General features: G+C 65.2%; 15 protein-coding genes. 4 read left to right on the top strand and 11 right to left on the bottom strand.

Annotated elements, in window-relative coordinates; genetic code table 11:
* Positions 1–179: 179 nt before the first annotated feature.
* From infA to HV770_RS09435, 3 genes are all read right to left on the bottom strand, one after another.
* A complete protein-coding gene (infA, locus tag HV770_RS09425) occupies positions 180–452 on the bottom strand; it encodes a translation initiation factor IF-1 (protein WP_012427521.1) in 273 nt (90 codons plus the stop codon).
* 135 nt (positions 453–587) lie between these two features.
* The gene (locus HV770_RS09430; RefSeq protein ID WP_175159132.1) at positions 588–869 is read right to left on the bottom strand and encodes a hypothetical protein; all 282 of its coding nucleotides are present in this window, start codon (positions 867–869) and stop codon (positions 588–590) included.
* 566 nt (positions 870–1,435) lie between these two features.
* Positions 1,436–1,654 carry a hypothetical protein gene (locus tag HV770_RS09435; RefSeq protein ID WP_121323027.1) on the bottom strand — a complete coding sequence of 73 codons (219 nt, stop codon included), beginning with the start codon at positions 1,652–1,654 and terminating at the stop codon, positions 1,436–1,438.
* 301 nt (positions 1,655–1,955) lie between these two features.
* Here HV770_RS09435 and HV770_RS09440 point away from each other — a divergent pair, with 301 nt between their 5' ends.
* From HV770_RS09440 to HV770_RS09450, 3 genes are all read left to right on the top strand, one after another.
* Positions 1,956–2,600 (top strand): helix-turn-helix transcriptional regulator, encoded by a 645-nt coding sequence (locus HV770_RS09440; RefSeq protein WP_175159133.1) that lies wholly within the window; start codon positions 1,956–1,958, stop codon positions 2,598–2,600.
* Between the two features lie 88 nt (positions 2,601–2,688).
* Entirely contained in the window at positions 2,689–2,880 is a 192-nt protein-coding gene (locus tag HV770_RS09445) for a DUF1653 domain-containing protein (protein ID WP_175159134.1), read from the top strand.
* Between the two features lie 88 nt (positions 2,881–2,968).
* Positions 2,969–3,163, top strand: a complete 195-nt coding sequence (locus HV770_RS09450) for a YqaE/Pmp3 family membrane protein (protein ID WP_121323021.1) — start codon at positions 2,969–2,971, stop codon at positions 3,161–3,163.
* Positions 3,164–3,259: 96 nt separating this feature from the next.
* Here the strand turns inward: HV770_RS09450 and HV770_RS09455 are convergent, their stop codons facing one another.
* Positions 3,260–3,571, bottom strand: coding sequence for a 2Fe-2S iron-sulfur cluster-binding protein (locus HV770_RS09455; protein ID WP_175159135.1), 312 nt, complete (start codon positions 3,569–3,571; stop codon positions 3,260–3,262).
* Between the two features lie 203 nt (positions 3,572–3,774).
* On the bottom strand, positions 3,775–5,769 hold the full coding sequence (locus HV770_RS09460; RefSeq protein ID WP_175159136.1) for a sigma-54-dependent Fis family transcriptional regulator: 1,995 nt from the start codon (positions 5,767–5,769) through the stop codon (positions 3,775–3,777).
* A gap of 398 nt (positions 5,770–6,167) precedes the next feature.
* On the opposite strand from HV770_RS09460, the gene HV770_RS09465 reads away from it, so the two are divergent.
* Positions 6,168–6,458, top strand: a complete 291-nt coding sequence (locus HV770_RS09465; RefSeq protein WP_028194698.1) for a DUF1488 family protein — start codon at positions 6,168–6,170, stop codon at positions 6,456–6,458.
* A 307-nt stretch (positions 6,459–6,765) separates the two neighbouring features.
* Here the strand turns inward: HV770_RS09465 and HV770_RS09470 are convergent, their stop codons facing one another.
* From HV770_RS09470 to HV770_RS09495, 6 genes are all read right to left on the bottom strand, one after another.
* Entirely contained in the window at positions 6,766–7,296 is a 531-nt protein-coding gene (locus HV770_RS09470) for a cytochrome b (RefSeq protein ID WP_175159137.1), read from the bottom strand.
* Positions 7,297–7,441: 145 nt separating this feature from the next.
* Entirely contained in the window at positions 7,442–8,743 is a 1,302-nt protein-coding gene (locus HV770_RS09475) for an NCS2 family permease (protein ID WP_175159138.1), read from the bottom strand.
* Positions 8,744–8,956: 213 nt separating this feature from the next.
* On the bottom strand, positions 8,957–9,421 hold the full coding sequence (locus HV770_RS09480; protein WP_175159139.1) for a YaiI/YqxD family protein: 465 nt from the start codon (positions 9,419–9,421) through the stop codon (positions 8,957–8,959).
* Positions 9,422–9,772: 351 nt separating this feature from the next.
* Positions 9,773–10,033: a DUF4148 domain-containing protein gene (locus HV770_RS09485; RefSeq protein ID WP_175159140.1), complete on the bottom strand. Its 261-nt coding sequence runs from the start codon at positions 10,031–10,033 to the stop codon at positions 9,773–9,775.
* Positions 10,034–10,211: 178 nt separating this feature from the next.
* A complete protein-coding gene (locus HV770_RS09490) occupies positions 10,212–10,985 on the bottom strand; it encodes a slipin family protein (RefSeq protein WP_175159141.1) in 774 nt (257 codons plus the stop codon).
* Positions 10,982–12,595 carry an NfeD family protein gene (locus HV770_RS09495; protein ID WP_175159142.1) on the bottom strand — a complete coding sequence of 538 codons (1,614 nt, stop codon included), beginning with the start codon at positions 12,593–12,595 and terminating at the stop codon, positions 10,982–10,984. The genes HV770_RS09490 and HV770_RS09495 overlap by 4 nt, the downstream gene beginning before the upstream one ends.
* Positions 12,596–12,647: the final 52 nt, after the last annotated feature.

The following is a 12,647-nucleotide window of genomic DNA, read 5'->3' on the forward strand; positions in this document are numbered from 1 at the left end:
TCGGTGGGCCGCCTGCACAGCACGTACAAATTCATACGACGCCAAGGCGCGCCGCTCAGGCTCGAATCAACCAGTCAGCGACTCAAGCCGGAGAAGGCGCGCGAAAGGCTTCGCGTACAACTCAATCGCAACGATCACACGACGACCGAGCCCAGCGCGGTCAGCGTGCCGTCAAGCCTTTAGCGGCGACGGAATTGCGTATTGCGGGCGCCGCCGCCACCGGTGGCGCGCTCGTCTTTGTGACGGAAATTGATCCGGCCTTTGGTCAGATCGTAGACCGACAGTTCCAGCGTCACACGGTCGCCCGCAAGAATACGGATGTGGTTCTTGCGCATGCGTCCGGACGCGTAAGCGCCAACCACGACGCCGTTGTCGAGCGTCACGCGGTAACGGCTGTCCGGAAGTACTTCGTCGACGATACCGTCAAGTTCAAGCAGTTCTTCTTTCGCCATGCATAACTCCTGGTCGATGGGATAACGGGTTGCCGGGTCGCCTAAAGCCGGGCGGCACAGCATTGGATTCGGTTGACAGCGGCTTTTCAGGCCCGCTCTCGCTTACGGCATCAGCCTATGCGCTGATAGTACCGCTCAAAGATCGGCGACGGACTGGCCATCCACACGGCCGTCGATCAGTTGTTCGGCGTGAGCCATGCACGCGATGCGCGCCTTGCCCGTGCCGTCGAACGGAAACAGATACTGCAAACGGAACACCCGGCCGTCGGCCGCGGCGTTCGCGCCCACGCGGCAGATGCGCACCGACGCGTCGTAGCCCGCGTCGGGATCGCGGCTCGTCTGCCCTTGAGCCGGGCGGCGCGGATAGACGAGCGGGTGAATTTCGTAACCCTTGTACGTCTTGACAGCTGAATTCATGAAGCATGTGTCCTGTATTACGTGGCCGACATGTCACGCGTGCGTTACGCGCGGCACGACAGGCCGGCGGCGCTGCACCCAAGGGCGCGCCGCCATTGAAAAAGTTGGCACAGGCCCGATGGCAAGGGCTTGAGCACGGCCGCGCAAAATCGCGGATTCGACGGAGAAGAAACACGCTGAAGTCGCGCAGACATCGGGCGCGTAAAGCTGAACCGCTCAGCTGTACAACTCGCGACGGCGAATGCATGCGGCGCATTGCCGGAGTGACGGGATCGCCGACGGGCGGCGGTCGAACAGTCGGGGGTGGTGCGGAGATGCCGGGTTGAGACTGCCTGCAGCTGTTGCCTGATGTTGCCGGTGCTACGAATGCGGATACAGCTATTCCAATATGATGCCCTAAATGGGGCTAATTAGATAGCAGAAAGTTCCGCGCAAGGGCAAATCGCCCGTCTGGCGGGGCTTTGCGCAATATCCGGCGGGGCGCCGACGGTGCGCGGCGCATGAGCGGAGCGCCGTGTGTGCAGGGCGCCGCTCCGAAACGCAGGCGGATCGGTAGACCGGACCTTTTAGCGCGATGTCTCCGCGACGCGCTTCTGCAATTCCCGGGCGGCGGCGAGCGGGATGCGGGCGTCGTCCCAGCTGGCCAGCCATTCGACCTCTTTCGACGTGAAGATTTGCCCGTGATTGCGCAGCGCGTATTGGAGCGAATCGATGATGTGATTGCGGATGATTTCGGGCGTGCCTTCGTCATCGAGCACGGTGCGAAACGCTTCGAGCGTGGCCATCTGTAGCTCCGTGAGGTGGATGGTTCTGTTATCGCATGAAAAAAATCGCCCCGCCACGTGGACAAAAATCACCGGGTCGCGGTGGGACGCTCGAGCGGGCGCGCGGCGGATTTTGATCCGTGCGGCCCGTGCGGCGGTCGCGAGGGCGGAGCGGGGTGGCTACAATGGCGAGTCGCCGCGGGCGAGGACCAACGTCTTGCTGGACGGTTACCCGCACCGGCTCCGTTTTCGGCATCGGCGCATTCTCACCACTTCGCGCGGGCGCAAACCGCGCCGCATCCTTCGAACACTGCGATTTCCCATGCGCAACACAAACGTGTCTCCTGTGAAAGACCTGCTGCTGCAGCGTTACGCTCCGATCGCCGACGGCATCGCGGCGCTTCTCTATCCCTGCGCCGAAGTGGTGATTCACGACCTGCGCGATCAGACCATCGCGTACCTCGTGAACAATCTGTCGAAGCTCGAAGTCGGCGGGCCGTCGGTGCTCGACGAAGTCCATTACGCGGCGCGCGGGCAGACGATCGGACCGTACGAGAAACTCAACTGGGACGGCCGGCGCATGCGTTGCGTGAGCAACATCCTGTTCGATGACGACGGCAAGCCCGCCGGCATGTTGTGCGTCAACTTCAATATCGCGGTGTTCGAGGACGTGCGCTCGACGCTCGATCTGTTCATCAAGGGCGGCAGCCTGTCGGACGCGCCCGCGGAAGACCTGTTTCGCGACGACTGGCAGGACCGCATCAACACGTATCTGCACACATGGCTGCGCGAACGGCAGATTGGCATCAATGCGCTCACGCGCGAACACAAGCGGGAAATCGTCGAGGCGCTGCACGCGCAGGGCGCGTTTCGCGGGCGCAGTTCGGCAAACTACGTGGCCGCCGTGCTGACGATGGGGCGCGCGACGGTCTACAAGATTCTGAAGCAGATGAAAGAGGGCGGGTGACGCCCGGAAGAAGGAAGTTTCCTTCGCGGGCGGCTAGCCCGTCGCCGCGCCGAGGCGTGGCGGTTTTCAATCACGAGGAGGGATGGCAATGGTGCGTTACCGGCACTACAAAGGCGGAATTTACGAACTGGTGTGCGAGGCGACGCTGGAGTCCGATCCGACGGTCACGATGATCGTCTACAAGGCCGCCAATGGTACGATCTGGACGCGTCCCGCTTCGGTGTTTTTCGAACTGATCGAGCAGGGCGGCGTCAAGGTGCCGCGCTTCGCACCGATCTGACCTGGCGCGGGCGTTCGGTTCATCTCGTCTCGGCTCATCGGGGCTCAGACGAACGCGCACCGTCATGTACTCCCAACAGGAAATCTGAATGCGTTTATTGCTTGCCATCATTCTGCCGTGGTTGCAGTTCTTCACAATCGGCCGCCCTTTTGCCGGCATCATCTGCCTGATTTTGCAGATCACGCTGATCGGCTGGATTCCGGCCGCGATCTGGTCGGTGTACGCGTTGAGCCAGTACAACACCGACCGGAAAATCGCCCGCGCGATGGGCAACGGTGGTTAACACCTGCTTGCGATGAGCCCGCGCCAGCGGATCGAGCCCGAGATCGAGGGCGCACGCGCCGCGCAGTGATGCGCGAGCTTGCGGCCGCGCAGTGGCTTATCGCGACGACGGCATGTCGACGGCGTCCGGCGCTTCGATCACCACATCGGTTTCCGCGATCGCCACGCACGGCAGGATATAGCCTTCGGCTTTTTCTTCGCGGCTCAGACCCGGCCATTCGATCGTGTAGCGCACGCGGCCGGCGATCATCCTGCAGAGGCAGGTCCGGCATGTGCCGTTACGGCATGAGCGTGGCAGACGCAGATTCGCAAAGCCGGCGGCTTCGAGGATGGTCAGCGAATCGGGCGCTTCGAAGCTCTGGCCGAGCGGTTCGATGCGAACGCGAGGCGGGCGGGTTGGATCGGACATCGTGTGACGTGGTGGCTGCGTGCGCGACACTTTACACGGGATGGACCACACGGGATTGGTCGCTTCGTGGTTGTGGCAGATCGAGCTGGGTGTTTGCCGCTCGCTCGCAGCACGCGCATTAAAGCGTGCGGTTCACGTCAAAGACAGCACGCACCGCCCGCGCGCCTCAACAATCACCACTCGATCATCAACCCCGCGCCACCTCAATGCGTCGTGCCGCCGCGCCGCAAATACCGGTACACCGTATTGCGCGCGAGCCCCAACTCCCGCGCCGCGGCAGACACATTGCCGTCGAGCCGCGCGAGCGTCTGTGCGATCAGCGTGGCCTGCCAATCCTCCATCCGCGCTGGCGCGCCACGCACCGCTCCGCTGCCGTCTCCATCTAGATCGTTACCTGATCCTGCCACCGCTGGGCGCGCACTCGCCCCATCCGCCGCCTCGACACAATCCTGCAGAAAGTCATCCGGCAAATCGTCCACCTCGATCTGCTCCGCGCCCTCGGCCATGATGCTCGCGGTGCGCAGCACGTTGGCCAGCTGCCGCAGATTGCCCGGCCAGCGGCATTGCTCGAAGCACGCGAGCACCGCAGCCGAGACGCGCCGCGGCAAATGCTCGCCCTCCGGCTGCAAGGCCAGCATGCGCGTGACGAGCGCGGCCAGATCGGTGCGCTCGCGCAGCGCCGGCAACGTCACGACGAGGCCGTTGATCCGGTAATACAGGTCTTCGCGGAAAGTGCCCGCGTCGATCATCTCGCGCAGATTGCGGTGGGTCGCGCAGACAATGCGCAGATCGACCGGAATCGGCCGCGTCCCGCCGAGCGGCACGACGGTGCGTTCCTGCAGCACGCGCATCAGACGCACCTGTTGCGCGAGCGGCATATCGCCAATTTCGTCGAGAAACAGTGTGCCGCCATCGGCCTGCACGATCTTGCCGACGCTGCCGCGTTTCTTCGCGCCGGTGAACGCGCCGTCCTCGTAACCGAACAGTTCCGCTTCGATCAGCGTATCGGGCAGCGACGCGCAATTCAGCGCGACGAACGGCGCGGAGCGCCGCGGCGAGTCGTGATGGATCGCCCGAGCGAGCCATTCCTTGCCGGTGCCGGTTTTGCCGAGCACGAGGATCGGAATATCGCGGCCACGCAGCTTGGCGACACGCCGCAGAATCGCCGCGACCTGTGCGTCGCCAGTGTCGAGCGTCTCCAGCGTGGCGGGCGGCGCGGGCTCGGCGCAGCGCGGCGGCGTGTGACGGGCGCCGCCCGGCATCGGCGTTCGCATCGCGCCGCCCATGTCCTGCGCCGGTGCGACAACATGCGCAACACGGCGCGGCGCCGCATATTCGCCGCGCGCGACCACCCGCACGCCGCTTGGCAGCGTCAACAGAATGCTTTCGCCGGGCGAGCGGGCGATCTGCTGCAACAGCGCCGCGAAGGCGACGCCGAACAACGCCTCGAACGGTTGCCGTTGCAGCTCGGCGAGCGGCTGCCCGAACTGGAACAGCGCGCTACGGTTTGCCGACAGAAACGCACCGTCCGGCGCGAATGCCGCCAGACCTTCGAACAACGTGCCGATGAATTCCGCGCGCGCGTGAAAGTGCACGCGAATCGCGTCGACGAATTGATTGGAGAACAGATGATTTTCGATCATCTGTGCCGACATCCTGACAAGCGCCAAGGTGTGCTTATGAAAACCGCGCGTGTCGCCGCTCACATCGAGCGCGCCGATGGTGCGCCCGAACGGGTCCGCAATCGGCGCACACGAGCAGGTGAGAATGCGGTTCGCGTGCAGGAAATGCTCGTCGGCATGCACGACGGTCGGCTGCCGGTCGACCAGCGCGGTGCCGATCGCATTGGTGCCGCGATCCGCTTCGGCCCACGACACGCCCGGACACAACGCGACGCGATTGGCTTTTTCGACGAAGTCGCTATCGCCGAGACTGTGCAGGATCACGCCGTGGTTGTCGGTGAGCAGCACCATGCTTTGCGTGTCGACGATCTGCGCGTGCAGCGTTTCCATCACGGGGAGCGCATGCGTATAAAGCGACTGATTGCGCTCGACGAGTTCGCGCAGCGCGGGCCGGCGCAGCGGCTGGAAGTCCGGCGTTTCCGACGCGCGCAGGCCGATCTCGAGCGAGCGCGCGTGAGCCTGCGCGATGACGTCGGGCCGGCCGATGCCGGCCGCTGGATCAAAGCGATGAGTCAAAGCATGTCTCCGGTGATCGGACGCGCGGCGGGTACTTGGCCCGCCGTTCGATGCCGCAGCGCAGCATGCGCGCGTGCGGCGGAATCCCGATCTTACAGGACGAAACGCGCGGCGCGCGGCAGCGAAAACACTGAAATCGTGCAGGCCACGTGTCGCAAAAATACGTGTGGGGCACCAAAATCAGGCAAACGAAAAGGAAAACTTGCGCGCCGCCCGAACTCGTCTACAGTGAATCAATTCACCTCCGCGCGGTGCGAACTGCAGCGCCGTCGCAGCGGGTGACAAGCCCGCGTCGTCGGCATTGGACAAGGAGGAGGAAGCTGCTGGCGCGATCAGATGCAACCGGCGCGCGCACTACCTGGCCATACCATGCGCGGCCCAACCTTCCAGGTGAACCCATGCAGATCCTATTCCCCAATGAAACTCCTGAATATTCAGGTCGCGAACTCACCTTGGCGTTCCCGGCGATGGTCGATGGGCAGAGGGTGGAATGCATGATCACCGCGGAGGCGCTCGAAGATCACTTCGGCGCCGCCTCTCCGCGTCTGGAAGACATGGTCGGCGCATTCGATGCGCACCGCGCCCGGATCGAAGCTGCCACGCGTCGTTTGCTGTCGGAAACGCGGGCGCAGTGTCTGGTGCTCCGCAGCGGCTACGTGCGCTTCTACGAGGCGAACTGGCGCAATTGACGTAATTGACGCAAGGCCGCCGAGGTTGCGGCCGAGGGCTGTGGGCGCTTACGGTGTCGGACGGCGCTCGAAACATTCTCACGCCATCAAGCTTGAACGGGCAGGAAAGCCGCGCGTCAATCACGGACCGTCGAAACCCGCGCGCGGCGGGCGCCGTTTGAACTGGCGGTGGCCAGACGTGCTGCCGTTCTTCCTGAGCGCGCCTGACGGTGCCTCGGGCACACCACGACACAATCGATGCAGGCGCTTCATGTGCCGCGTGAACGCATGCGAGCACGCCTACGATGCCGACGAGCGCGCCACTCACTCAGACTATCCGCCGCAGCGTCTGGTCCCTGAAAATGACGTGATGCACAATCGCCGCTAGCGCGTGCAGGCCGATCACCCAGTAGAACAGATTGCCGAGCCATTCGTGCGCATCCTTGAGCAGGGGCCGCGCGATCGAATCGGCGCCAATCAATGTAAAGCTGATGTTGACCCACGCGAGGTTCACCGGCCGTCCGCCAGCATTGACCATCAGGATGCCGAGCAGCGGCTGCGCAAAGATAAACACGTAGAGCGCGAGATGCGCCGCGCGCGCGACGAACGCAAGCAGCCGGTTGCCGCTGAGTTCCTCCGGCGCGCCGGCCCACAGTCGCCAGAGCAGGCGCAGCACTGCGAGAGCTAGCACGAGCGTGCCGGCCCAGAAATGCACGCTGGTCCAGAACGTGCGGCTGTCCGAGCCGCGCGACCCGCGCACTTCGATGGCCAGGTAGGCCAGCGCGACCAGCAGAAAAATAGCCCAGTGAAAGAAGATCGCGGGCGACGTGTAACGGTCTGCGGGGCGGCTGTAGGCCATGGGGACTCCTGCGACCTGGTCGATCGGTGCTGAAATCCTGCGATCATAAACGGTGCTGGAGCAGGAGTGCGCTCTCAATAAAGTACCGGTGATCCGGGATCAGATGCGGCGCGCCACACCTGACCTCACGCTCGCCGCTCGCCGCTTACTCGCTGCCGAGATAGAAATAACGGAACAGGAAAATCGCCGCGATGATCCACACCACCAGCTTCACCTGACGCGCCTGGCCGGTCAGCAGCTTCAAGCCGGCATACGAGATGAAGCCGAACGCGACACCGTTGGCGATCGAGTAGGTGAACGGCATCAACAGCGCGGTCAGCGCGGCCGGCACGACTTCGGTGGCGTCGTCCCACGGCAGGTCGAGCATTTCGCGCAGCATCAGGCACGACACATACAGCAGCGCCGGCGCGGTCGCGTAGGCGGGCACCACGCCCGCCAGCGGAGCGAAAAAGAGCGCCAGCAGGAACAGCACGGCGACCGTGATCGCGGTGACGCCGGTGCGCCCGCCCGCCTGCACACCCGACGCGCTTTCGATGTACGCGGTGGTCGACGAGGTGCCGAGCATCGAGCCGGCCAGAATCGCGGTGCTGTCGGCGAGCAGCGCGCGGTTCAGGCGGTGCATCTTGCCTTCGACCAGCAGCCCCGCGCGATTGGCCACCCCCATCAGCGTGCCGGTCGCATCGAACAGTTCGACGAGGAAGAACACCAGCACCACGTTCAGCACGCCGGTGGACAGCGCGCCGCGAATGTCGAGCTGGAACAGCGTCGGCGTGATAGACGGCGGCGCGGAGACGATGCCGTGGAACTGGTTGCCGCCGAAGAAAAAGCTCAGTACCGTCACGCCGACGATGCCCATCAGGATCGCGCCGCGCACCCGCAGGTAGTCGAGCGTGACGATCGCAAAGAAGCCGATCATCGCCAGAATCACGTGCGGTTCGTGCAGATTGCCGAGCGTCACGAGCGTGGCCGGGCTGCCGACCACCACGCCGGCTTCCTTCAGCGAAATGATCGCGAGGAAGAGGCCGATACCGCCGGTGATCGCGATGCGTATCGAATGCGGGATACCTTTGACGATCACTTCACGCACGCGAAACAGCGTGACGATCAGAAACAGGCAGCCGGAGATGAACACCGCGCCGAGCGCGGCCTGCCACGTGAAGCCCATGCCCTTGACGACCGTGTACGCGAAGTACGCGTTCAGCCCCATGCCGGGCGCGAGCGCGATCGGGTAGTTCGCGTACAGACCCATGATCAGCGAGGCCAGCGCGGCCACGAGGCAGGTCGCGACGAACACCGCGTCCTTCGGCATGCCGGCGTCGCCGAGAATCGCCGGATTGACGAAGATGATGTAAGCCATCGTCAGGAAGGTGGTGACCCCGGCGAGCACTTCGGTGCGCAGGTCGGTGCCGGCGGCGTCGAAGCCGAAGTAGCGATTAATCGAGTCCATGAGGCGGGTCTCTCGTCGTTCAGAAAGCGTTTCTTGTGGGTGGTGGAGGCAGATGAGGCGTAGCGGTCCTGCGGGCGGCCTGCCGGCCGACGCGGCGCGGCTACGGGCGGATTGTAATCATGAATGGCGGGCGCACGCGGTGCCGCATGGCTGAATCGGTATGTAAAGGCGGCTCAGGCGGGTGGTTCGACGCGAGAGTGTGGCGTCGGCGCATCAGAGCGCATCGGCGCGCGGCGGCTGGCGCGCGAGCCAGCGATCCAGTTCGCCCGCGAAGCTCTTGCTGTCGCGCGCACTGAAAGCGGCCGGCCCGCCCGTGTCGACGCCGCTCGCGCGCAGCTGGTCGAGCATCGAGCGCATGCGCAGCTTCTCTTCGATGGTTCCGGGCGTGTACCAGTTGCCGCGTGGGTCGAGCGCCTCGGCGCTTTGGGCGAGCACGGCGGCGGCGAGCGGGATGTCGGCGGTGATCACGAGGTCGCCCGCGACGACGCGCCCGGCGATCAGATCGTCGGCGGCGTCGAAGCCGGCGGGCACCTGGATCGCGCGGATGAGCGGCGACGGCGGTACGCGCAGAAACGCGTTGGCGACCAGCGTCAGCGGCATGCCGGTGCGGCGCGCGGCGCGAAACAGCATGTCCTTGATCACGACCGGGCAGGCGTCGGCATCGACCCAGATTGGCATGGTTCGGATTCCGGCAGCGGGGTTTATCGAAGGGGCGAGATGATACCTTGCCTGCGCGGGGCGCGCGAAGCAAGGGGGCGTGAGCGCAGCGACGGGGTGACGGCGAAGGAGTCGCCGCCTGGCTGCGCAGGCGTACGGCCCGGCGGCATTCTGAAGGTTTGGACTACGACAGGAGAGTCGGCAATTGGATCCGCAGCCAGTTCATCCGGCCACGCGAGCACACTACAAGCAAACGTCACCCCTTGGCCTGCCGGCAAAACGCAGGCCACCAGCCGTCGAGGGAGGGCGCAAGGGCCGTATTCGTCGACGACCATGACAGTCGTCGCGTCAAGCCCGTCAGCCCGCCGCGAGTTATTGCGTCACCGTCCCGCCCGCCTGCTGCGCGCGCCGTGCCGCGACGATGCGGCCCGCGTGCTGCGCATTTTCCGGGTAGTCGATCCAGTCGAGCGGGTCATAGCCGGCGGCGCGCCATTCGATCAGATCGGCCCGGACCTGCGCCCGCGTTTTCGGCGCCGACGGGTCATTGAACTGCGGCTGCATCTGCGCGAACGCGGTGCCGATAGTCATGGCGGCCAACAGCGCGCCGAAGCCAACTTGAGAAACCATTTTCATGATGAGCTCCTTGGGGAGCGGTTAACCAAACAAGCCCCGCATTCTAATTTCCGGTTGCCTGTCGAGTAAGACGATAGAAAGCAATGCATCGTTTCGTGTGGCAGCATGGAACGCGTGAGGCGCGCGGCAACGCGTCGAACCCGCGCCAGTTCGCGGGCATTACCAAAACTCTCCCGCGTCACGGCGCGGTCGGCTTGCCGAAGCGGTCGAGCAGCGCGTTCAGCAGATCGATCGGCAGCGGAAACACGATCGTCGAATTCTTGTCGGCGGCGATCGTCGTGAGGGTTTGCAGGTAGCGCAATTGCATCGCCTGCGGCTGCCGCGCGAGCGTCTGCGCTGCTTCAAGCAGATGCTGCGAAGCCTGCAATTCGCCTTCCGCGTGAATCACCTTGGCGCGCCGTTCGCGCTCGGCTTCGGCCTGGCGGGCAATCGCGCGGATCATTGTTTCGTTGATGTCCACGTGCTTGATCTCGACGATCGACACCTTGATGCCCCACGCGTCGGTCTGCGCGTCGAGCACTTTCTGGATGTCCGCGTTCAGTTGCTCGCGCTCGGCGAGCAGTTCGTCGAGTTCGTGCTTGCCGAGCACCGCGCGCAGCGTCGTCTGCGAAAGCTGGCTGGTCGCCTCGAAGTAGCGCGCCACCTGAATCACCGCTTTCTCCGGATCGACCACGCGGAAATAGACTACCGCGTTGACCTTCACCGAGACGTTGTCGCGTGTGATGACGTCCTGCGGCGGCACGTCGAACACGACGGTGCGCAGATCCATCCGCACCGCCTGCTGTACGACTGGAATGATCAGCACGAGCCCGGGGCCCTTGACCTTCCAGAAGCGCCCGAGCATGAAAACGACGCCTCGTTCGTACTCCCGGAAAATGCGCACCGACGACGCAATCAGCGCGGCCACCAGCAAAATCAGAATGCTGCTGAAACCGAATGTGAAACCGATCATGAGCGTTCTCCTTGTAGGGCTTCGCCCGACGCGACCGGCACCACGGTCAGCGTCAAACCGTGCCGTGCCGTGACGCGCACCGGCTGGCCCGCCTCGACCGGGGCCGCGCTGGACACCCGCCAGCGCTCGCCGTGCACGCGCGCCCAGCCTTCGGGCGCGCCGCTCGCCGTCGCGTGCTCAGTCGAGAGACCGCCGTCGAGCACCACGCCGACGCTGCCGATCAACCCCTCCGAGCCGGTCACCACGGGCCGGCGCCGCGCACGCAGCGCAAGCCGCGACACGCCGAGCACGAACAGCACGCTGAACACGACGACGGCGGCGATCAGCGGCAGCGGGATGCCGTAGCCGGGCACGTCCGTGTCTATCAGCATCAGCGCGCCGATCACGAACGCGACCACCCCGCCGAAGCCGAGCGAGCCGAAGGTCGGCAGAAACGCCTCGCCGATCAAAAACGCGATGCCGAGAAAGATCAGGCCGAGGCCGACGTAGTTGATGGGCAACATCTGCATCGCGAACAGGCCGATCAGCAGGCTGATCGCGCCGACCACGCCGGGCAGAACGAAGCCCGGATTGGCGAATTCGAAGAAGAGGCCGTACATGCCCATCATCAGCAGGACCAGCGCGACGCTCGGGTCGGTGATGACGGCGAGGAAATGACTGCGCCAGTCGGCTTCGAATGTCACGAGCGGCGCGTGGGCGGTGCGCAGCGTGACGTTGCCGCCGCTCGTCGCGATCGTGCGGCCGTCCACCTGGCGCAGCAAGTCGGGCACGTCGCGCGCGACCAGATCGACGACGTGCTGCGCGAGCGCGTCTTCCGCCGACAGGCTCACCGCCTCGCGGACCGCGCGCTCGGCCCAGTCGGTGTTGCGCCCGCGCATCTGCGCGAGGCCACGGATGTAGGCGGCGGCGTCGTGGACCTGCTTGCGCAGTTCGGTTGATTGGGTGTCGAGGGGCAGGGCGGCGCCTTCACTGGCCGACGTGCCTGGAGCGGGCGTCGAGGCTGACGATCCGCTAGCACCAGAGCCGGAACCAGCGCTGGAACCGGCACCAGGCAGCCCGGGCACGCCGCGTCCTGGCAACCCCGGCGCTCCACCGCCCGCAGGCGGCTCGCCGCCGCCTATTCCTATCTGCACCGGCGTTGCCGCGCCGAGATTGGTGCCCGGCGCCATCGCCGCAATGTGGCTCGCGTAGACGATATACGTTCCGGCGCTCGCGGCCCGCGCGCCGCTCGGCGCGATGAACGTGGCGACCGGCACAGGCGAGCCGAGAATCGCCTTGATGATCTGGCGCATCGACGTATCGAGTCCGCCTGGCGTATCGAGTTGCAGCACCGCGAGTTGTGCGTGCTCGTCGGCGGCGCGCTGTAGGCTGCGCACGATGAAGTCCGCGCTGGCCGGACCGATCGCGCCACTCACCGGAATCACCACGACGCTGTTGGGCATGAGCGCGGCATAGAGCGGCGGCGCCATGAATTCGCACGATGCGAACCCAAACGCCAACAGCGCGCCAAGCGCGGTCATGCCGCGCATCAACCGGCCCACGACGCCGCCACGGATAAGCGGCCGGCGCGGACCAGACTGCCGGAACGGGAGACGCGCATACGTGCTCATCGCTGACGGCTGCCGCGCCCGGCCAACAGGTATGGGCCGGCGCGGGCCGATA

The organism is Paraburkholderia fynbosensis, assembly GCF_902859935.1.
Taxonomy (GTDB): domain Bacteria; phylum Pseudomonadota; class Gammaproteobacteria; order Burkholderiales; family Burkholderiaceae; genus Paraburkholderia; species Paraburkholderia fynbosensis.